This is a genomic window from Bartonella sp. CL436QHHD, from assembly GCF_042195105.1.
Taxonomy (GTDB): domain Bacteria; phylum Pseudomonadota; class Alphaproteobacteria; order Rhizobiales; family Rhizobiaceae; genus Bartonella.
Map to the genome: position 1 here is coordinate 15,154 of NZ_JBHINR010000019.1, position 21,479 is coordinate 36,632.

At 39.2% G+C, this 21,479-nt stretch carries 15 protein-coding genes; all 15 read right to left on the reverse strand.

Features of this window, described 5'->3' with window-relative positions; genetic code table 11:
* Window positions 1-56: 56 nt before the first annotated feature.
* A complete protein-coding gene (locus ACFIKN_RS02100) occupies window positions 57-3,275 on the reverse strand; it encodes a BID domain-containing T4SS effector (RefSeq protein WP_375657841.1) in 3,219 nt (1,072 codons plus the stop codon).
* Window positions 3,276-3,592: 317 nt separating this feature from the next.
* Window positions 3,593-5,473 carry a BID domain-containing T4SS effector gene (locus ACFIKN_RS02105; protein WP_375657842.1) on the reverse strand — a complete coding sequence of 627 codons (1,881 nt, stop codon included), beginning with the start codon at window positions 5,471-5,473 and terminating at the stop codon, window positions 3,593-3,595.
* A 211-nt stretch (window positions 5,474-5,684) separates the two neighbouring features.
* Window positions 5,685-6,965: a BID domain-containing T4SS effector gene (locus ACFIKN_RS02110; RefSeq protein ID WP_375657843.1), complete on the reverse strand. Its 1,281-nt coding sequence runs from the start codon at window positions 6,963-6,965 to the stop codon at window positions 5,685-5,687.
* Between the two features lie 353 nt (window positions 6,966-7,318).
* Window positions 7,319-8,161: a BID domain-containing T4SS effector gene (locus tag ACFIKN_RS02115; RefSeq protein ID WP_375657844.1), complete on the reverse strand. Its 843-nt coding sequence runs from the start codon at window positions 8,159-8,161 to the stop codon at window positions 7,319-7,321.
* A gap of 343 nt (window positions 8,162-8,504) precedes the next feature.
* Window positions 8,505-10,079: a BID domain-containing T4SS effector gene (locus ACFIKN_RS02120; RefSeq protein WP_375657845.1), complete on the reverse strand. Its 1,575-nt coding sequence runs from the start codon at window positions 10,077-10,079 to the stop codon at window positions 8,505-8,507.
* Between the two features lie 310 nt (window positions 10,080-10,389).
* On the reverse strand, window positions 10,390-11,988 hold the full coding sequence (locus tag ACFIKN_RS02125; RefSeq protein ID WP_375657846.1) for a BID domain-containing T4SS effector: 1,599 nt from the start codon (window positions 11,986-11,988) through the stop codon (window positions 10,390-10,392).
* Window positions 11,982-12,203, reverse strand: a complete 222-nt coding sequence (locus ACFIKN_RS02130; protein WP_375643570.1) for a hypothetical protein — start codon at window positions 12,201-12,203, stop codon at window positions 11,982-11,984. Before ACFIKN_RS02130 ends, ACFIKN_RS02125 begins: the two co-directional genes overlap by 7 nt.
* Window positions 12,204-13,269: 1,066 nt before the next feature.
* Entirely contained in the window at window positions 13,270-15,186 is a 1,917-nt protein-coding gene (gene traG / locus ACFIKN_RS02135; RefSeq protein ID WP_375657847.1) for a Ti-type conjugative transfer system protein TraG, read from the reverse strand.
* 155 nt (window positions 15,187-15,341) lie between these two features.
* Window positions 15,342-16,973, reverse strand: coding sequence for a BID domain-containing T4SS effector (locus tag ACFIKN_RS02140; protein ID WP_375657848.1), 1,632 nt, complete (start codon window positions 16,971-16,973; stop codon window positions 15,342-15,344).
* A 10-nt stretch (window positions 16,974-16,983) separates the two neighbouring features.
* Entirely contained in the window at window positions 16,984-17,157 is a 174-nt protein-coding gene (locus tag ACFIKN_RS02145) for an antitoxin VbhA family protein (RefSeq protein WP_275065231.1), read from the reverse strand.
* 107 nt (window positions 17,158-17,264) lie between these two features.
* Window positions 17,265-18,335 (reverse strand): P-type DNA transfer ATPase VirB11, encoded by a 1,071-nt coding sequence (gene virB11, locus ACFIKN_RS02150; RefSeq protein ID WP_273790955.1) that lies wholly within the window; start codon window positions 18,333-18,335, stop codon window positions 17,265-17,267.
* A complete protein-coding gene (gene virB10, locus ACFIKN_RS02155; protein ID WP_375631334.1) occupies window positions 18,332-19,492 on the reverse strand; it encodes a type IV secretion system protein VirB10 in 1,161 nt (386 codons plus the stop codon). Before virB10 ends, virB11 begins: the two co-directional genes overlap by 4 nt.
* Window positions 19,485-20,351, reverse strand: coding sequence for a P-type conjugative transfer protein VirB9 (gene virB9 / locus ACFIKN_RS02160; RefSeq protein WP_273790957.1), 867 nt, complete (start codon window positions 20,349-20,351; stop codon window positions 19,485-19,487). Before virB9 ends, virB10 begins: the two co-directional genes overlap by 8 nt.
* Window positions 20,348-21,052, reverse strand: coding sequence for a virB8 family protein (locus ACFIKN_RS02165; protein ID WP_273790958.1), 705 nt, complete (start codon window positions 21,050-21,052; stop codon window positions 20,348-20,350). The genes virB9 and ACFIKN_RS02165 overlap by 4 nt, the downstream gene beginning before the upstream one ends.
* The gene (locus ACFIKN_RS02170; RefSeq protein WP_273790959.1) at window positions 21,006-21,320 is read right to left on the reverse strand and encodes a type IV secretion system protein VirB7; all 315 of its coding nucleotides are present in this window, start codon (window positions 21,318-21,320) and stop codon (window positions 21,006-21,008) included. Before ACFIKN_RS02170 ends, ACFIKN_RS02165 begins: the two co-directional genes overlap by 47 nt.
* Between the last annotated feature and the right edge of the window lie 159 nt (window positions 21,321-21,479).

The following is a 21,479-nucleotide window of genomic DNA, read 5'->3' on the forward strand; positions in this document are numbered from 1 at the left end:
GGTAAAGGCTATCATTTTCACCAGAGAGGGTAAAAAAGTTAAAGTTTATGAACCTTTCAGATATTCATTGCCATCGCTTTTGCGTGCTCTGTTTTGTGAGGTTGAATATTTTCTTGTCTTTTAGGACTCTGATTGACGTTTTCTGTCATTTTTTGCACTTTAATTGATTCTTTATCGAGAGTGTTGGAACATTTTTTTTCATTATTTTTCTTTATAGATTGATGCTGGATAGATTGATACTGGTTTGGTGCTAAGCGCTCATCGAATTTATGGTTATAAAAATACATGGGTTGTATATGCTGTTCTATCTCTTTTATCTGCTTGATTATTTCCATAATCTCTTTTGCTTTAACGGTTGATGTACCAAGACTCTTCGCAAGTTTTTCAGGATTATTTTCCTTTATAGCTTCATGCTCGCTTGAGGATAAGCGCTCATTGATTTTTTTGATATAAGTCCTTATCTCCCCCCTTAATTCAGGAGAGTTTGATAAAGTTTCTTGCTGTTGTGCTTTTGACAAGGAAAAGAGATTTTTCATCCAAGCCTCAGGAATTTTTACCGACTGTTCACACCGCCTTTGTTTTACATGATGGGTATGGAGAATGTCTCTTTCTGTTTGTTTAAAAATATTGATATAACGATCAATGGCTCTACAGAGGGGCAAAATATTTGCTTCAGCATGGGCACGCGCGTTGTTTTTTATGCCAAATACATTGCTACCAGAAAGCTTAGAAATAGATTGGGGAGAGGTGGTAATTTGATAGGTGAGCTGTTCTCCTTCAGTATGATTTTCATGGATCATCTCAATTCTTTCCTGCAAAATATGACGATTGCCATAAATGATTTGACACAAAGTTTCGATTTCTTTTCTTCTTGCTTGAATGGATGCGTTGTTTTTTATCCTTGTGGCAATTTCATTGTTGGTAAGGGGGGCTATTGTTTCTGCGGGGATAAGCACTTCTTGCTGGTTTTGAACTTTTGGTGCTGTAAAGGAGAGGGCGTCACCGATTTTTAATGTCTGTATTTGATCTGGGGTGAGATCTTTTTTATTTCCCAAGATGAAAATCCCGTTGGCATCAAGCATGAAGCCATTGGGTCCACTGCCTCTGTAGAAGCCTTTATAGGTATGACCTTCTTTTGCTGTTATAATAAGATGATTATGAAGACTCTCAAATCCGATATGTTTCATATTGTCCATGAATTCTTTTAAAATAAGTATTTTTTCTGGATTTGAGATATCTTCAAGCAGATGCTTCATCTCTTCCTTATCGTTATGTTTTAGCGATGCAATGCTGGCAAGATTCATGCGTTTTTCTGTTACAAGAGAAAAGTCGAGTGTGTGGCCAGCAACTTGCCCAAGTTTTTCAAAAAACATTCGTTGTGTGCGTCCATTACCTTCTCTGAAGGGATGCGTATAGTTGAGCTGTATCAACATTTCAGTGACATGTTCAATAAATGTTTCGCGGGTTAAGCCTTTTAAACTATTCGTTTCAGCAAGTATTTTATCTAAATTTTCTAGTCCCTCTTGTATCTGTTTTGCTGAGGCAAAAGAAATCCCAGCTTTTTTCATCATTGGCATATAAGCAACGGTACCATCTTCAAATGTAAATGGTTTTTCGCGTGTTTGTCCGGCCCATTCAAAAGTATTTTTAAATAGGGTGTGATGAATATATTGGAGATATGTGGAAGTTAGTTTTTGCGGTGGCGCTTCTTGGCGTAGATGAATGATTGCTTTTGTTGTATCATGGGCACATTGCACTTTTAATTTTTTATAGTCGTTTATTCCATATTTATTTTTTAAGGTGATACTATTAGGGCAAAAGAAATTACGGTACATTGTCTTATTTTCTTCGGTTTGAGGCGATGAGGATAATTTCTCCTGTAAGGTGAGAGGGACGGTGTCCGTTTTTTTTGTACCAGTGTCCCAGTATGCCATTGCTTTTTTTGGGGGCTGTTTCATTCTTTCTTGATGATCAGAGCGTTTTTCCTTTGTCATTTGGACAGATATTGGATTATTTGTCGCTGTATTGCTGGTCTGTAAAATGTTTTTTTGGAAATCTTTTTGCATTTGCCTCATAGAGGAAGCAGATTGAGCAATTGGTTTGGTCATTTGTTCTTGTTCTTGCAAATTTTCGGGCATAACTTCAATGCTGTCATGTAAAGCATGAGGGGCACTCCATGGTGAAAAATGGGCTTTTTCTTTTTTCTTTGTTTGAATGGATGCGTTGTCTTTGCTCTTTTCAGTTATTTCATCGTTTGTGAGAACGGCTCTTTTTTTTCTGGAAGCAATGTTTTTTTCTGGGTTTTGAGTTTTGGGCGCTGTAAAGGAGAGGGCGTCACCGATTTTTAATGTCTGTATTTGCTCTGGGGTGAGATCTTTTTTATTTCCTAAGATGAAAGTCCCGTTGGCATCAAGCATGAAGCCATTGGGTCCACTGCCTCTGTAGGTACCATGATAGGTTTCTCCTTCTTTTGCGACGACAGTGAGATAATAATTTTTTTCATCCAATCCAAGCTCTCTCATAGAGTTGGTAAATTCTTGTAAAATGAGCAATTTTTCTGGATTTGAGATATCCTCAAGCAGATGCTTCATAGGCTCTGGATCGCCATGTTCCATGGCAGCGGCGCGGACAAAGTCTTTACGTTTTTTGCTCACAAGAGAAAAGTCTAGCTCATGTCCTGCTGCTTGAGCGAGTTTTTCAACAAACAGTCTCTTTGTGCGCCTATTGCCCTCTCTGAAAGGATGCAAGTGGTGCAAATCTATCATTATTCCAGCGGCTTGTTCAACGAATTCTTCGCGCGTTAAGCCTTGTAAATTATTCTTTTCAGAAAGCGTTTTATCTAACTTTTCTAGTCCCTTCTGTATTTTTCTGCCAATCGCAAAAGGTTTTGTAAATTCTTTTCTTTTCAAAATGGGCATAGAAGCAACAGTACCATCTTCAAATGTAAAAGGCTCTTCGCGTGTTTGTCCGGCCCATTCAAATGCACGGGAAAAGAGGCGTTGATGAAGGTATTTTAGATAAGAGGCATTAAACTGCTCTGGTAGAGGTTCTTGATGCAGTTTTATCATTTCTTTTTTTACATCATTAGAACAGCATTCTTTTAATATTTCTTTATCTTTGATGCGGTATTTATTTTTAAGCACTTTGCTATTGGGGTAGAAAAAATTTTGCGCTTCTTCATTGATTTGCTTTGAAATGGCTGCATTAATTACAGAGTGTTGTTCTTGCAATTCTTCCTGTGTAGAGGAGGCACAATGTTCTGTGTTTTCTTTCATGCATATTTCCTTTCAAATGGTAACATTATTTTTTGAAATCTTCTTTGTTTACATTTTTTGCCTTATGTTATTTTCATAGCGTTTTCTTCAAAGAAGAATGCCTATTTGAATGATTGAAAAAATTGACCTTATTCGCATGGAACAAAGTTAAAGTTTATAATTTTGAAGTATTATCGTGAAATTTTATCAATGAATTCTGTAAAATAATGGGGTGTCTTATTCAAAGTTTTCTGTATTTCACACACCGTCTTTGATGCAATCTTGGCAAGATAATTGCACCAAAGTTTTGGATAAAAAGCCAACAATTGTGAGATTTATCACGACAAAGCCATTGCTTTTGATGTTTCGGCTCTGCGCGGTCGAACTTGCGGCTGGTCTTCTTGTCTAGAAGTTTCTGTAACCTCTTTATGCCGCTTTGCTGTTGAGCGTTCAGGCAGCTTCAGGGGCTGCGATAAGCTTTGCTGCTTTTGTAATTTTTTATCGAGATCGGTAGGTGGTTGATAACGTTTTTGTTGTTCTGCCTGATGGTTTTGCACAATGGTTTCTCTTAACTGTTTTATTGTATCAGCATAGTCCTTAATGGCGGTACAAAGGGTAGGGATATTTTCTTCAGCGGCTTTGCGTGCTCCGTTTTTTATGCCAAGGGTTTTTCTACCAGCAAGTGGAGCAAAAGATGTAGAATCCTTTTTAATTTGAAATACAAGCTCTTCTCCCATCTCTGGAATTTTGTGCATATCTTCCATTCTATATTGTAAAATAAATGGATCATCATAAACAATTTGGCACCAATATTGGATCTCTCTTTGACCATATTGAACCGATGGATCTTGTTGAACTCTGCGGGCAATTTCCTGATTTGAGAGAGGCTTTATTTTCTTTTCTGAATTGAGCGAATTTTGTAAATGTTGATTTATTGGCTCTTTCTCTTGTGCTTGTCGCTGATGTTGTTGTTCCGTGTGAAAACCTTGTGAAATATTTTCACTTTTTGTATATTTTGAAGTATACATATAACCGTTAATAGCAGCACATAGGGTAGGAAGAGTTTCTTCAGCTTGTTTGCGCGCGTTATTTTTTATGCCGAGAACTTTTCTACCAGCAAGCTTAGAAATAGACTTAGGCTGTTCTGTAATATCCCATAAGAGCTGTTCTCCCATATTGGGGTTTTCTTTGATTGCTTCTATTCTTTCTTCTAAAATAAGCCTGTTGCCATAAACCTTTTCGCACAAAAATCGTATTTCTTCTTGATATGCTACGAGTAACAGCTCTCTTTCCATTGTATTAATAGATGATTTTTGTCCGTGAGACGGTTTTGGTTGTTCAATTGCTGTGTGTGGAGAGGCAGGTTTTGGGACGATAGTATCGCTTTGTTTTCTGTTTCCCATACGGTGCGGTTTTCTTGAAGGAGGGACGGCATATGTTCCACTGTCTTGTGATGATGAACTGCTTTGCTGTCTGACTTTCATATGTGATGGTGTTTTGGGTCTAACACTTGGGTCGTATGTTTCAGGATTTTGGATTTTTGTACCGTTTTGCACTCTGTCTCTCATGCGTGGCGATGTTTGCGAAGTAGGCGTTGCATAGAGGTGTTCTCTCTCTTGAACCGTTGTTTTGTTTTGTTCTCTATCTTTTGCACGTGGTGGTCTTTGTGGAGCTGCTTTTGTGTGCGGAGAGGAGTTTTCTTGGATTTGTGAGCTGGGGATTTTTGTGCCGGTTTGTGCTTTTTCCCTCATGCGTGGGGGTGTTTGCGAAGTAGGCGTTGCATAGAGGAGTTCTCTCTCTTGAGCTGTTGTTTTGTTTTGTTCTCTATCTTTTGCACGTGGTGGTCTTTGTGGAGGCGTTTTTGTGTGCGGAGAGGAGCGTTCTTGGATTTGTGAGCTGGGTTGTAGATTTTCTTTTGTGCGTGGGGGTTTGGGCGGAGCTACTTTTGTTTGTAGAGGAGGTATCTCTTGGGTTTTGGTGCTGGGGATTTTAGCGCTGGAGGGCATTGTGCTGGTTTGAGTGTTTGCTCTCATGCGGGGGGGGGGCGGTGGCGCAACCTTTGGGTGGGGGGATAAATTTTCTGGGCGTTTTTCTACAGTTGGTTTTGGCAAATTTTGAGAAACTTGGGAAGGAGGGGTTCTGGTGGGGGATTGTTCAGCCGGTTGTTGAAATTTTTCCATCATTTCGGTGATAAAAGGGGAGGGATTTCTTTTTTTCATGCATGTTCCTTTCAAACTCTTCCAATATTGTTTTTAAATACTATTTAAAAACGTACGTTGGTTTTTATTCTGTTTTATGCTTTTTTACTCGGTCTTTACGAGAGCAGATATGAAACTGAATGGTTTCACAAGATGGGGCTTTCTTGGCGCAAACACCCCTGTTCTGTGTTGCGCCAAGATGTTAGATTTAATGTGAAAACTTATGTCCTGTTTAGCTGGCAAAAGCCATCGCTTTTGGGGCGGTAGTTTTGCGAGGACGAATATCTGTTTCTCTTTGTTGCGTAGAGGTTGTTGCTTCTTCATGCGTTACTATTGAAGGCTCGGGGCGTTGAGCAGACTGTAAGACGCTTTGTTGTTGATGCAAGTTTTGCGATCTCTCAGAAGATGCTTCATTGTGTTCTTGTTTTGTCTGCTGAGTTTTTGAAAAGCTCTCTCTTACTTGTGCTACAGCTGTTGCATAATTGTCAGTGGCGTCAATGAGGTGAGAAAGACCAGCTTCAGCATGCCTGCGTGCTTGATTTTTAAAGCCACAAAAGTTACGACCAGCGTACTTGTGAAAAGATTGAGGATTTCCGACAAGTTGCTGTGCGAGTGCTTCTATTGTTTCAGGGTTTTGGAAAAGTGTTTCCACTTGTGATTGCAAAATGTTTTTGTTGCCAAAAACAACACCGCACCAATATTGGATTTGGGCATGGTGTCTTTTGACTTTTGAATGTTGGTGAATTTGGGTAGAAATTTCTACTTCTGAAAGCGTTGCTTTTTCACGTTGATCTGGTTTTTGTAGAAGTTTAGCGACGGCTTCCTTCCCCATAAAGCGTTCATAGTTTTTGAGTTCTTGCTCTGGAGATTGTAAGAGGTTCTCTCTTGCCTGTTTTACAGCTTCTGTATAACAATCAATGGTGATACTGAGAGTGGAATAACTCTCTTCCGCTTGTCTACGCACTCGATTTTTAAAGCCCAACATGCTGGTGCCTGGAAGTTTAGCAATACTTTCAGGATAGGCTGCCATGCGCCATGAGAGCTCTTCTCCAGCAGCTGGATTTCTTTGAATTTCTTGCATTTTTTCTTGCAAAATGTTTGGGTTGCCATAAGCACTTGCGGATAAACGTTGGATTTCTTCTTGATAGGTTCGAACCAATGAATGGTGTGGAAGCAATTGAATGATTTCTTCCTCTGAGAGAACTCTTGTTGTCCTTTGGGAAACTTGTGAAGGAATTGTTGCGTGTGTCGTTTCAGTTTTTTGCGGTCTTTTGGTCGAGCTGCCTCTTGTTAACGAAGCTGTTGGATTTGTTGATGTATATACAGTTTCTTCGTTTAAAAGAGATTGTCTTTCCTCATCTTCTTCCGGTATGGATGACAGTCTTTTGCTTTTTGAAGGCGTTTCTTTAGGAAGGGGGGCTGCGCCTGAGACCTCTGCCGCTGCTTGTTCATAGAGCTTTATAAGTTCTTGTATTGAAGAGGATGGAAAAGGATGAGGGTGGTTTTTTTTCATGCATGTTTCCTTTCAAAAATTGTTTTAGAAAACCTCTTTGGTGCATTTTTGCCTTTTATGCTTGGATCGCTTTGAGACAAAAGAAATATCGAGCTGAATGAGTTTCCAAAGATCTGCGCTATTTGCAATCAGCTTAATGGACATTTGTGTCTTTTATACAGTTTTTTTGTGAAATATTATCAATAAGTTATCAATAGTTGTCGTGAATTACAGGCGCCATTTTTAGGACTATCTTTTGTAACATTCTAAAACAATTCTTGGCGCAATCGCGATGAAACGATTTGCGCCAAGAAACTCACTGAAAAAAAATTACATGAAAAACAAAAACTATCTGTTTTTACGTCTATGCCTCCTTACATGGCATAAGAAAATCCTTTTTCTCCATGTCTTTGTCGTTGAGGGCTGTGCTCTAGACTATTGTGTTCTTGTCCTCTTGTGTGATGATGATGACGATGATGGTGTCTCTCAACTTGCTGAGAATTTTCTTGACGGCGTCTTTGTTCCGCTAGAGGGGTGTGCAATAGCTGTTCCGTTGCATTTTCTACAGCTTTCGTATAACCATCAATGGCATCAACGAGCAGTTTAAAACCGTCTTCAGCTGCTTTGCGTGCTTGATTTTTTAAGCCAAGTGTGGAGCGTCCAGCAAGCCTGTGCATAGATTCAGGATTTTCAGCAAGTTGATTTGAAAGCTCTTTTCCTTTAGTGGGATCTTTAAGTATGTCTTGCAAGTGCTGTTGGAAAAGCGTGTCACTGTTATAAACAGTTGTACCCCAATGCACGACCTCTTGTGCATATGCTTGAACTTGTGGACTTTTTAAAAGCATGACACTTATTTGATCAGCTGTGAGGGAAGATGAAGGTCTTCCTCTTTGTTGTGGAGCAACCTTTGTATAGTCGGTTTCAGATTCTGGTTGCCTTTGATTATGGTGTCTCCCTTTGGAAGGAGAAATACTGCTAACAGTTGCGTATGTAACTTCTTCTTCGCGTTTTGGGGGAGCAACCTCTGTGTAATCGGTTTCAGAACTTTCTCTTCCCCGATCATGATGTCTCCCTCTTGAAGGAGAAACACTGCTAACAGTTGCGTATGTAACTTCCTCTTCTGGGGTTGGACCGCGCTGGTTTCCTCTGGTTGGTTTCTTAACTTGTGCATAGAGGGCTTCTGGATTTGCAGAAGGATGTGGATGATGTTTTTTCATACATATTTCCTTTCAATATTTTTAGAAAACCTCTTTGGTGCATTCCCCACTTTTAGTTTTGATAACTTTTATATAAAGGAAGATATCCAACCGAATGACCGCCAAAGATTCTGCGCTATTCAATATTGATATGTAATGAACATTTATGTCTTTTATACAGTTTTTTTATGAAATTTTATCAATAAGTTACAATAAATTACAGGATCCACTTTTAGAACTATTTTTTGTAACATTCTAAAACAACTCTTGGCGCAATCGCTATGAAATGATTTGCGCCAAGAGATTCTATGAAAAAAAGATTAAATGAAAAACAAAAACTATCTGTTTTTACGTTTATGTCCACTTACATGGCAAAAGCCATTCCTTTTTCTCCATGTCTTTGTCTTTGTGGGCTGTGCTCTGGACTATTTTGTTCTTGTCCTCTTGCATGACGATGATGATGGTGGTGGTGGTGTCTGTGTTCTGCTTCTCTTTCTGGACTTTCTTGTCTTTGACCTCTTTCTCTTTCATGCTCCCGTGTAAACTGTTTATGGAGCTTTTGTGCCGTATGTATATGCCTCTCAAGAGCTGAGCAAAGGGGAGAAAAACCATCTTCAGCTTCTCTGCGGCTTGGAGACTTTACACCAAGTATTTTGCTCCCCGCAAGCTTGCCAGGACCTTCAGGATGTTCGGCAAGCTCCCATAAGATTTGCTCTGCACTTTGAGGGTTGTCAAGAATTTTAGCAAGGTGGTTATTCAAAGCATGTTCGTTACCATAAACAACTCTGCACCACTCTTGCGTTTCTCTTATACCATATTGAAAGTCTACGTTTTTTAAAAGCTTTGTTGTAATCACATCTTTTTGGGTTCTGGGAGGGGGTGTTGCTCCTCTGCCAACACCTTGGTAGATAGGATTTTCTAGTTGTTCAGACTCTTGCCCGCCTTCAGCCCCCATGCCAACCGTTGTATAGACAGATTCGAGTGGTCTTTGGGGAGAGGGCTCACCACGTTCATCAAAGTTAAGCTCTGCATAGAGATGTTCTTCTGATTTTGAGGAACGTTGCAAATCCTGAGTGCTTCTCCTCGATGTATCGTAGAGGGGATTTATTAGCTGTTCGGATTCTGTCTCACCCGTTGCCAGATTAACGACGGCATAGGGATCTGTGAGCTTTTGGGCACGCCGCCCATCACTTGGTCTTCCACCAAGTCTGTCATAGGGATTTCCTAGTGGCTGTTGGGGAGCATAGATCGTTTCTGCTGGTTGTTGAAGTGTGTATTGTTGTTGGTTGCGCTGTTCTTTGGGTGGTTTATTAACCTTTGCGTAGAGGTCTTCTACATTAGGAGATCCTAGGTTTTGTTGGTCAAGTGGCTTTTTGGGAGCAAAGACCGTTTCTGGTGGTTGTTGAAGTGTGTATTGTTGGTGGTTTCGCTGTTCTTTGGGTGGTTTATTAACCTTTGCGTAGAGGTCTTCTACATTAGGAGATCCTAGGTTTTGTTGGTCAAGTGGCTTTTTGGGAGCAAAGACCGTTTCTGGTGGTTGTTGAAGTGTGTATTGTTGGTGGTTTCGCTGTTCTTTGGGTGGTTTATTAACCTTTGCGTAGAGGTCTTCTACATTAGGAGATCCTAGGTTTTGTTGGTCAAGTGGCTTTTTGGGAGCAAAGACCGTTTCTGGTGGTTGTTGAAGTGTGTATTGTTGGTGGTTTCGCTGTTCTTTGGGTGGTTTATTAACCTTTGCGTAGAGGTCTTCTACATTAGGAGATCCTAGGTTTTGTTGGTCAAGTGGCTTTTTGGGAGCAAAGACCGTTTCTGGTGGTTGTTGAAGTGTATAGTGTTGTGGGTTGCGCTGTTCTTTGGGTGGTTTATTAACCTTGGCATAGAGGGGGTCTTGGCTCTGGGGTTGTGGGTTCTGGGGGGCTGGTTGTGGGTGACTTTTTTTCATGGCTGTTTCCTTTCAATATTTTTAGAAAACCTCTTTGGCGCATTCCTCACTTTTTTGATAACAACTTTAGGATAAGGTAAGATATCAAATTAAATGACCTCCAAAGATTTCGCGCTATTCATATTGATATATAGTGGACATTTATGTCTTTTATACAGTTTTTTTATGAAATATTATCAATAAGTTACATCAAATTAAAGGATTCATTTTTAGGACTATTTTTTGTACCATTTTAAAACAATTGGTGAGCGTAATGGAGATAAAATGATTGGCGCTAAGAGTTAGTTGGAAGGCAAAAGTTCACGCGTTTTTAGCCGGTAAGAGCAAGCGATGAAGAGCGACTAACTTTCAAGCTGCGGGCTTGACATTGTGCTTCTTGGGTGTTCTTTACAGTATTCGCAATTTCTTTTGCTTTGCTTTCCGATGTCCCAAGGAGGCACGCTAGTCTGGTATGATCTTTTTCTTGTATGGCTTTACGCTCTTCTGAGGATAGACGATTGTGTAGTTGGCGCGAAAAGTGATGGAGTTCTTGTCGTAGTGTTGGAGAATGCAATAAAGCTTCCTTTTGTTGTTCTCTTGGTAAGGCAAAAAGGTTTTGTAAATTTTTTCCAGGTGTTTCGACAGTGTGACTCAGGCGATTTTGTTCTCTTTGATGTTGCTCTAAAATTTCTTCTTTTGTTTGTTGTGTTATTGTGGCATAATTTTTAAGGGCTTGGCTGAGTTGTGGAGCAGTTTGTTCCGCCAGTCTGCGATTTGGGCTTTTCATGTCAAGTATTTTTCTCCCTGCAAGTTTAGAAATTGATTGAGGGTTTTGTAAAATTTCATCAGCAAATTGATTTCCTAAGCTTGGATCAGCCGTTAAGATATCTATTTTTGTATTTAAGGCGTGGATTTTACCATAAACAGTCTTTGATAAATTTTTGATTTCTTTTCGGCATGCTTCAACATAAGCGTCATTTGAAATCTTTGTGAATAACTCTTCATGGGTGAGAGATTCTAATGTTTCTTTTGGGATCAATATTTCTTTTACATTTTGAACGTTGGTTTTTTGAAAGCAGAGGCGAGTACCGTTTTGTAATGTTTTGACGAGTTCTGGGGGGAGATCATCTTTGTGGCCGACTACGAAAGCACCCTCTACTTCCATGACAAAACCTTCTGCTGAAAAACCTCTAAACACGCCTTCGTAGGTTACATCTTCTTTTGTTGCAACAACAACACGATTGTTAATTTCATCCAGTCCCGCGTTTCTCATTTGGGAGATGAATTCTTTTAAAACAAGGGATTTTTGCGGATGTGTGATATCTTCAAAAAGATCTTTCATCGGTTGGGGATTGCCATATTGCACGGCTTCAATACAAGCTGCTGTCATGCGTCCTTTTGTGATGAAAGAAAAGTCAATGGTATGTCCTGCGGCTTGTCCAAGTTTTTCCATAAACATTCGATTGACGCGCCCATTCCCTTTTCTGAAAGGATGTGCGTGCTCGAGCGCCATAAAAACTTCTGCGGCATTTTCAGCAAATTCTTGGCGCGATAAACCTTTTAAATTGTTCTTCTCATTAAGTGTTTTTGCGAGTTGTTTTAGTTCTTTTTGAATCTGCGGTCCGATAGCAAAAGGAACTTCATAACCTTTGGGACGCATCGCCGGCATATGGGCAGTGGTGCCGTCTTCAAATGTAAAGGATGTATCGCGGGTTTTTCCAGCCCATTCAAAAGTTTTGTGGAAGAGGCTCCAGTGGATTAGTTTTAGATAGGAAGCATCAAATTTTTGTGGAAGTGGTTCGTGGCGAAAATTGACGGCTTCTCTGGCGGCATCATGAGCACAGCGTTCATACAGTTTTTTGGGGTCTTTTATGCCATATTTATTTTTGAGTGTTGGGGTACCTTTATATAGATAATTTTGCTCTAACATATAATCTCTCCTAAGTAGGTAGGGTGGTGGTTGATGAGCGTCTTAAACGCTGCATGTGAAAAATTCCCCTTCGCGTATTCTTTTGAGATTTTGGTAGTTATGAGAGGAAGCACTTTTCCCTCCAGTGTATGGATAGTTGTAGCAATCGTTTTGTGATGCTTTTGAAAGGTTTTTGGTGTAAGAGGTGCAAAATGTTCTGTTATGATTGTTTTCATGCCTATTTTCTTTTTTCATTTATTTTTGAAAAGTTTTTCTGATGGTTCCTTTGTTTATTACCTTGTGCTGTAAAATACTGGTATTGAGGGCCTTGATATGAATCCCATGAGTAGTTAGAAAATGAATTTTCTACAAATTGACTTTGGGTAAAATCTTCGTTCTTTGAGGTGTAAGGAAGAGGTCAAAAAGAAAAATGTTGCTTAAAATTGTTGTTTTTTTCCTTTAACAAAGTTGTTTGCAAGAGCGCTTTGATGAGGGGCGTGGATATGGCGGGTGCGATCGCTCTTGGTTAGCGGATGGTGCTGGTACTTTTCATACACAGTACTCAGATTGGTGAATCTATGGGTAAAAGCAGTTATCAAGAATTTTTCTCCATTATGTTTTTCTTACTGCTCCATATGAATATCTTGCCATACGAACATCTTGTTTGTGTATTTTTGCAACAAAATGTTTTTTATTTTGTATTGTTGCTCTTATTGTATTGCGCTGTTCTAAGATCCATAAGAGAGAAAACTCTTTCTTTGGTTGGGAGAAAAGCCTTTTTCAGCGCTTTATCATTAAAATAGAACACTTTATGATATCGTAAAGGGGGAAAAGCTTGTATAAGAATGATTTATTCATTTTGGTGTATATCTTAAATGTTTTTTGCGAAAAAATCGATGTTCTTGAGTATGGGTGTTTTGAGAGTTCTTGTCTCAAAGATCAATCTTTTGTTTTTCTTAAGTCTTGATATTGGTGATTAGCGTTGTGAAATGTTTTTGGTTGTTTGTAGGGGATAAATTATACACAAAAAGCTTTGTAGGAATGTATTTGCAGACTTTCCCAAGTGGAGATGTTGGTTTAGTTATAGGTGATTTGAGGGGGTGGTATTTTTATAAAGATGATGGGCGTTGGTAAAACGATACACAAAATACAAAAAGGAAAAAACACGGATTTTTTTATCATGTTTTCCTTATATGTGTGAGGAAGCGTTCAAAAACTTTTTGTTAACGGGTTTTTAAAAAATAGAAATCTATGTTGTTTTTGTGGTTGTTCTTTTCATAGTCAAGATCTCATAATAGGAGGTTAGTTTTTCTTTTGTGGGGCAAAGCGGTTTTTTGCAGCTGCGGCTAACATTTCTTTTCTTCTGAAATAAATGGCGCGACCACATCGCAAAGGGGGGTGTCCTTGCATAAGAATAATTTGTTCATCTTGACGCATTTCTTGAATAACTTCATGGGGTAAAATCAGGGCTCTTTGTTGGTAATTGACGTTGTATGAACTCTTTCCTAAGGATAAGCCTCTTGATTTGCTTGTTCCGGTGACTTCAACGGTCATTTGGCCACAGCGTTCTGAAATGTCTTTGGCTGTTTGGAGGTCTTTAATGGCAGCATAGCTGACAAAAGAGCAGCTTTCAAACCATGAGCGTGCTCCGGCTTCTCCAAAGTGATTGACCAACTGACCAGAGGATTGATAAAAAAGCATTAAGGATGTACCGTATTTACGTCCACGATCGCGTGCTTCTTCTAAAATATTCATATAGCCTAGAAGATCAACTTCATCTAAGACAAATAAAACACGCTTTTTATAGTTACCGTCTGCTGTAACCATGGCATTGAGAAAGGCGCCAATAATTACACGTCCAATAGCTGGATAACTGTTTAAAATGCTTGCGGGGAGATTGAGAAAAACATCTGTATTGCCATTTGCAATATCTGAGGAAAAAAAATCATCTCCGCAGACAAGATCTGCGTAATTGGACAAAGAAAGCCATTGGGTATCTTTTGAGGCGGTTGTATAGACTCCTGAAAAGGTTTGTTCTGCCATTTCTGTAAAAATACCAACCATTTCACGAATAAAAGGAGAAGGTGTTGTTTCTTGAATCATGCGTAATTGATTAACAACAGCTGTTTCTGATTGAGAGAGAATGCCACGCAATGTTTTTAAATTGCGTTCGCTGTCTTCATATTCATCAGAAAATACAACGTGAGCAAGAAGAGCTGTTAATAAATTATGGGCTTGTGTCGAGAAATATTCTGCTGAAGAATTGTCTGATTTTTTATCTGTAAGGAGCAACTTGGAAAAGCTTACAATATTCGCTTCGCGTTGTGTGCGTGGTACGCTGTCGTCTAAAAGCCAATCGATGACATTAAAATTTTTTGTTAAAAATGAATTGGGATCGAGAACAATGACATTTCTATTCCCCATCTTTTGACGCGCAAATTTGACCATTGGGGCAACTTCTGTTGAAGGATCAAGACAAACAATAGACCCTGGATAGGTTAAACACGTAGGAACTACTGTACTTGTGGTTTTATAGCCACCAGAACCAGCAAAAAAGATCATATGAGTTGAACCAAAATCAAGATTAAAGGTTAGCAAAGGGGCTGTTCCACCCTTTCCCCATGTTGTTTTATTGCCAGGCGCAAAGGGAATTTTGCACACATTATCTTGATCAACACGGTATCTTTCACCCACAACAATTTGCCCATTGGCAGGAAAGATTTTTGCTGCCTCTCTTAAATTCATCCAAGAGGCCTCACCAAAAACACCTTTTTTTGCACGCTTGACCTTATTTTTAGGTGGAGAGGTTGTTATGAATTGAATGATGGAAAGAAAACCACCAATTATGATGCCAAAGACAACCATGGGGTCCATGAATTGAAGCGCATAGCTCCACGTTATTCCTTGTTGGCCAACATAGGGACTTAAACGTTTTATTTCACCACCAATATAGTAAAGAGCGGTTGTTCCAAAAAAAACAACGGAGACAAAAGTGATTGTTTTACGTAAGTGCAGTTTTTGCGACAGACTATACAACAATGAAACAGCAGCCGTTAGTGCTAAGACTAATAAAGGCTCAGAACGAAGAGTCCAATAAATTTGATCGCTCTTTAGTCCATTTGTTATTAACAGTAAAAAATGAGGGACAAGGAATATCGTTAAAGCACCTAAAGCGATTGGTGTTAAAATAAGTACCATTTGTGTTTTGGTATATTTCATTGTATTTTACTCTCAATTCTATCAGAATATGTTGCGAAATGCTCTTTTTCAGGTACGTGATATTAACTCTCATCTCTTTTTGCAAAGGTGCAGATAACGCCAAACAGTTTTCGTTTATGAGCCTTTCTCATCAAGGAGGAAGGTTTTATCCATTCTTAGCAGGCCATAGCGAATGCTTTGGAATGGCGCATTGTGCATATTTGTGCTTGCTGATGTACTTCTTTGGTTTGCTTAATAATTTGTGTAATTTGTTTGGCTTTATTTTCTGATACACCAATGCTTTGAGCCAGTGTTTCATAATCATTATTTTGAACTGCTTTATGTTCATTTGGTGAAAGACGGGTGTTGATCTTTTTTACAAAGTTGCTGAGCTCTTTTTGACATAAAGAATTTTTTGCTAAAGCTTCTTGCTGTAATTCTTTTGGCAAGGCGAGGAGATCTTGCAAGCTTTGACTTGGCATTTCTATTGTTTTTGCAAGGCGACTTTGTTCTGTTGCATGTTCTTGCGTGATTTCCTTTTCAGCATATTTTACAGCATACGCGAAATTTGCAACGGCAGTACAGAGCATACCAATATGATTTTTAGCGTTTGCACGTGCCTGATTTTGTAGTCCATATAAACTGAAACCTGCAAGACGAGAAACAGAGCTCGGTGCCCTTTCAATCTTGTTGGCGAGCTGTTGGCCTAAGCTTGGATTTTTGATGATTTCTACCATCTGTTTGTCTAATGTTTTTGTATTACCATAAACAATTTTTGACAGTTTCTGGACCTGTTTTAGGCTTACGTGGACACAGGCATCTTCTGCAACCATTTGGGCCGTTTCATTTTTTGTCAAAGGGGCTAATTTCTCTTCTGGAATGAGAATGCTTTCAAGCTCTTTTGTTTCGGGAACGGTAAAGGTAAATTTATCACCGGGTTTTAATGTTTTGAGTTGTTCTGGTGTGAGATGTTCTTTATTGCCGATAATGTAAGCTCCTTTTACATTGCAGGCAAAGCTGTTAAGACCAGCACCTCTATAGGTGCCCGTGTAGGTTTCACCTTCCTTTGTGACCATAACAGGGCGATCATTCACACTACGCCCAAGTTCTTTCGTGTTGCTCATGAATTCCTTTAAAAGAGGTATTTTATTGGGATTAGAGATATCGTCAAACAGATGTTGCATTGGTTCTAGATTGTCATTTTGTATTGCTGCAACACTAGCAACCAACATGCGTTCTTTTGTAACCAGTGAAAAATCAAGCTGATGCCCTGCGGCTTTGGCAAGATTTTCAAAAAAGATCCGTTGTGTACGTCCGTTGCCTTCTCTAAAGGGGTGTGTATAGTTGAGAGAGGCAAATATTTTGGCTGCTTCATAAGCAAATTCTTTGCATGATAAATCCTGCAAATTATTTTTTTCGGCAAGCGTTTGATCTAATTTTTGTAAACCTTCTTGTAATTCGCTACCGACTGCAAAATTTGTTATTTTTTTCATTACTGGAGCGACGGCAGTAGTACCATCTTCAAATGTAAAGGGAACATTGCGGGTTTGTCCAGCCCATTCAAAGGTATTTTCAAATAGACATTGATGAATAAGGCATAGATAGGAGCTATCAAACTTTTCTGGTAAGGGGGCTTCACGCAGATTAACCATCGCTTTTGCTGAATCATGCGCACATCTTGCCGTAAAAGCGTCAAGGTTTGTTATTCCATATTTATTTTTTAATGTTTTGCTTTTAGGATACATATAATATTCAGGGGAAGGCACTGTGGATGTCACATCTGTTTTTTTTAATTTTGCTTTTGGCATTGTAGCTTCCTTATAATGTCGTGTTGTCCATAAGAGTATTAAATTCTTCGAGTGAAATATTCCCCTTTGCGTATTCTTCTAAAATTTTCAACGTTTTGGAATGAAGCGCTATTCCCTCTATTGCATGGGTGCTGATGGCTGCTTCAACGGCTTCACGGCGTTTTTTCAATTCTTCTTCTGTCATCGATAAAAGATTTTCTCTGTTTTCTGTTTCTTTGGTTTTCACGCATTTTTCCTTTTATTTGCAATCGTTTCTTTAAAAGAGCCTTTGGCAGCCGGTGTGATCTTCCTTTAGTCCCCTCCAAAGATGTTTCGTTGTTTGAAGGGATCGTAATAAATTTCTGTGACTTTAAATTTTCCTTCAATCCGTTTGCATTGGATGATGATATCAATCATTGAAATCAACAGTCCTCGAATATCATCACGCTCTAAATCACCACCGCCTTCACTTTCTTTGACCAAAAGGGTCATCTGCTCAAAGGCTGCAAGGGCTGTTGAGGCATGAACCGTTGTAATGGAGCCTGGATGACCTGAATTGACATTGCGGATATAATAAAAGGCTGTACCATCTCGAAGTTCTTGCAAAAGAATACGATCAGGACGCATCCGTAAAGATGATTCAAGCAACTCTTTGGGGCCAACGGAGGCTAAGCCTTGTCCATCTTTTGAATAGAACATTGAGACATGGTTAGGGTGTGGTATCACCAATTCTTGTGTGTCTTCGATGGTGATAATACGCTCTTCTTGAGGGATTTTTGCGATTAATGCTTTTGATAATGTTGTTTTACCCGAACCGGTTTTTCCCGCAATTAAAATATTTTTTTGGCATTCTACAGCTTGATTTAAAAAGGAGACAAAGTCTTTATTACAGTAGGCATGAGCTAAGTTATGCTCGATGATTTTGAGTTCGTTAAAACGAGAATGATAGTCATGCAAGGGCGTGAAAGATACCCGTTCACATAGCGAGAAGAGGCCCTTATTTGCGAGCTCTTCGAGAGAAAAACTCTGCGATGACGGTTTACGAATTGTCATACTAATCGTGTCTTTTTCGACAGCGGGCGGAATGACAATTTGAATACGCTCATTGCCTGGTAGCGTTGCAGATAATATTGGGTTTTTGTCCGATATGTTTTGCTTGGAATAGGATGCGACAACTTTCGCAATCCCCATAAGCTCATTAAAAGAGAGAGCCGGAGCTTCTATTGTTTTCCATCCATCAAACCCTTCAGTCATTACTTGATAGGGACGATTGATAACAATTTCAAAGAGACTATCATCTTTCAAAAAAGTACTGATGGGTTCAAGTTTTGTGAGAACAATCGCAACGGTTTCATCGCTCATGGTATGTAAGTTTGAGTTCATTCTAAAGTTACCGCCGAATTTTTGTAAAAGTTTCTTGAAACAGCTCGATTGATAATCTGTTTTTTGTTTTCGATGACTTTCAATTTATAAACGCTGGAAAAATCTAAATCGCGGGCAACAAAGATATTCACCATTTCCCCTTGGTTTTTGGATAATGTTGGAGGAATATTGGCGTAATTTTCTACGAGAATGTTTGCGATGTTTTGTCCTGAAGAGACTGTTTCAGTTTCTTCTTTTTCCTGTTTTTTTGATAAACGTTTATTGGCATAGTGTGTTACATCTTTTATTAGTGATACAAGAAGCGCAGACCCAATCCTCTCAAGCCAATGGTTATCAATATCTCCATCCATACCAGAACGCCCTAAAGCATCCGTTGCCGGTGAAGCTAAGGATATAATGATACCATTGGGGGTTTTTGCTCTATTCCATAGTACAAAGAGACGTGTTTGGCCTTTTTTCAATCCGGCGCGATATTCACCAACAATTTGGGTGCCTTTATCAAGAAGGACAACACGACCATTGTCTGATAAGATATCTCTGGAAACAATACAACTGGCAAAACCTTGTTGATCACTGTTGATGGCTGTTTCTAAAATACAAGGGATAGACGTTCCCATCGCGATGATGTAGTTTCGATTGCCAAGGGTTGAAGCACGAATACCTTCAAGCACTGTGGGTTTAAGAAGATGATTAAAACGTTGTGTTATTTCATCAGGTTTGCTTTCAAGTTGGTGAGGCAAAACACCATTATTTGTTTGTGAATTTATTTTGCCTTGTTGTGTACTTGCATAAGCTAATACAGGAGCACGTTGTGCTGCTTCCAGCAGTGAGTTATCAGAATTTAATTGATTGATGTTTGGTGTTGGTAGCTCGACTTTTGGTAATAGAGCGTTATTTCGTTGAGGCTGTTCAAAGGGGGGAGGGGTAGGCTTTGCAGGGCGAAAAAGCTCTGTTTGTTTTATAACGTTTCCTTCTTTTGAAGATTCAATTGGTTGTTTTTTGTCTGTAACAAGTGTTGAATAGGCTAAATAAAGACAGACACTGAAAAGAATAATAAGAGCAATAGCTTTCCCCACATTGTTCTGTTGACTTTTCCCTTGAGCATTTTTTATTGTATCGCGATCATTAATGCTTTTTTCATCCACGGTGTTATTCATGGCTGCTTCCTAGGTTCATTTTACGTTGTACAGATGGTGATGTCGTACCTGTTTCAGGATTAATTCCTTCTGGTACGAACCTTTTATTAAAGATGCACAATACTTCATTCCCACGTCGTAACGTGAATTGTGCACCTGTTGCATGAACAATAACTTTGTTGCCTTTAATCGATTTGGGAATAAGCGCTTCTTGCCCATCAGGCGATACAATGTAAATGGCAGGGATTTCAATGTTGCCTAAAAAGATAAAGGTTGTTGTTTTCCCATTATCATAGACAGAAGCGGGTTCAATAAGGGAAGAGCCTTGGGCTTCATAAGCCCAATTGCGTGGTCCAAAATCTTCATGGATATTTAAAATATCATTGACAAAGTTTTCTTCACGTTGTTTTTCTTTTTCTGCTTCGGCTAATTTCTTACGTAATGCTTCATCTTCTGGGTAACGAAACTTTACCAAGAAATACGTCTCATTGCCGGCTGAAACATCACCTTCACGGACTTGTAGCTCGAATTGATAAGAGCGTTGTGTTCCATCTTGGCGGCTTGTGACAATTTGTAAATTGGTCACAGGTTGGACTTCACGTGGTTTGAGAAAAACAAAGTGTCCAGCCGGAGCAACTTGCCAAGCAACCGAATTTCCAATTCCTACATAGGTTACTTCTTCATCAACGGCAAATTCTAGTTGAACCGAAGAGCGAATGGAGCCAATGATTTGTACGACGTTGTAGGGGTCATAATTGACAAATCTGATGCGGTTATCTTTACGTGCACTGACAGGCGCTGTTTCTGCAAGTGAGAGAACTGTGTGAAAGCTGAAAGTGATCGTAAAAATTAAAGAGATTGTTTGTAAAAGTCTGATCATTTTATCACCTCTGGATCAGATCTATATTCCGATACTTGAAAACCAAGAGGGTTGATAAGACGATCAGACGTTGAAATGTGTGCGTTCACGTAGGAAAAATTTAAGATTGAAATCCAATGGGAAATATTTTCTTTTTCATTAAAGTCTCTGATCGTTTTATAGTAACGAACTTGGATAAGATCTTTGCTTATAAAAGAGATTGATTTGATTGTGACCGTAGCAATCATGTTATGATAAATATTTTGCGGACTTTCTGGATTATTGCCCGCGTACCATTTTGCAAAACGGTTTTGTTCTTTTGGAGAAGATAAAAGAGAAACTAAGCGAAAATTGTTTTCTGCTTCGGATGCTTGAAAACCTTCACGAGCACGAACATATTGGCTGGCAAAATAACGCGTTATCGCTTCATCATAGTCGTTAGGGGATTCTTTTAGGGCGCTTACAGTATCAATAATGCCTGTTGAGTTATCAACGCGGATAACAAAAGGCTCTACTGTTTTCAAAGGCGTCAAAGCTGCGACAGCTAAAGCCAGCGCAATCGTCATCAATCCCAAAAGCACTGTTAAAGCCATGGAAATTTTCATCCGCACGCGCATGCTATGCATGCGATCAATGTCAAATGAGCGCGCTTCTTTTATATATTCTTCAAGGGCATCACTTTTCACGCATAACCTCCACTTTTTTATCAGATCGTGCTTCATGAATAACCGGCTTTAATAAAGCTGAATTGAGTGCCAAATTGGCTGTTACCTTTTCACTTTCCAAAGTATTGAGAATGATGGGAGTGGTAACAGGCTTTACGCTCTTTTCTGAGTGGACAACGTTTTTATTGTCCCAATTCCACTTATCTTTATTTAAAGCACGTGTATGTTTGCCATTACAGCGTGGTGGTTTTTTAGGGCCACTCAAAGAGGCACAACCAGTAAGAGCGATTGTTAGGACCATAACAAAAGTTATTTTTCGTTTCATTTTTTGAACTCACAAATATCTTGGAATACAATGCATGAGAGCCTTTATTCTGAACATTTTTACAAATTTATATGATGCAAGATTTTGATTGGTTTTGTTGTAAGACCCAAGATGCTAGATCTTTCATGGAAAAAGATCATGGTGCGTGCGCCAAAGGGC

Coding starts and splice junctions, on each gene's coding strand:
- ACFIKN_RS02100 (WP_375657841.1), bottom strand. CDS start 3,275: ATGAAAGAAAACACAGAACATTGTGCCTCCTCTACACAGGAAGAATTG.
- ACFIKN_RS02105 (WP_375657842.1), bottom strand. CDS start 5,473: ATGAAAAAAAGAAATCCCTCCCCTTTTATCACCGAAATGATGGAAAAA.
- ACFIKN_RS02110 (WP_375657843.1), bottom strand. CDS start 6,965: ATGAAAAAAAACCACCCTCATCCTTTTCCATCCTCTTCAATACAAGAA.
- ACFIKN_RS02115 (WP_375657844.1), bottom strand. CDS start 8,161: ATGAAAAAACATCATCCACATCCTTCTGCAAATCCAGAAGCCCTCTAT.
- ACFIKN_RS02120 (WP_375657845.1), bottom strand. CDS start 10,079: ATGAAAAAAAGTCACCCACAACCAGCCCCCCAGAACCCACAACCCCAG.
- ACFIKN_RS02125 (WP_375657846.1), bottom strand. CDS start 11,988: ATGTTAGAGCAAAATTATCTATATAAAGGTACCCCAACACTCAAAAAT.
- ACFIKN_RS02130 (WP_375643570.1), bottom strand. CDS start 12,203: ATGAAAACAATCATAACAGAACATTTTGCACCTCTTACACCAAAAACC.
- traG (WP_375657847.1), bottom strand. CDS start 15,186: ATGAAATATACCAAAACACAAATGGTACTTATTTTAACACCAATCGCT.
- ACFIKN_RS02140 (WP_375657848.1), bottom strand. CDS start 16,973: ATGCCAAAAGCAAAATTAAAAAAAACAGATGTGACATCCACAGTGCCT.
- ACFIKN_RS02145 (WP_275065231.1), bottom strand. CDS start 17,157: ATGACAGAAGAAGAATTGAAAAAACGCCGTGAAGCCGTTGAAGCAGCC.
- virB11 (WP_273790955.1), bottom strand. CDS start 18,335: ATGAACTCAAACTTACATACCATGAGCGATGAAACCGTTGCGATTGTT.
- virB10 (WP_375631334.1), bottom strand. CDS start 19,492: ATGAATAACACCGTGGATGAAAAAAGCATTAATGATCGCGATACAATA.
- virB9 (WP_273790957.1), bottom strand. CDS start 20,351: ATGATCAGACTTTTACAAACAATCTCTTTAATTTTTACGATCACTTTC.
- ACFIKN_RS02165 (WP_273790958.1), bottom strand. CDS start 21,052: ATGAAGCACGATCTGATAAAAAAGTGGAGGTTATGCGTGAAAAGTGAT.
- ACFIKN_RS02170 (WP_273790959.1), bottom strand. CDS start 21,320: ATGAAACGAAAAATAACTTTTGTTATGGTCCTAACAATCGCTCTTACT.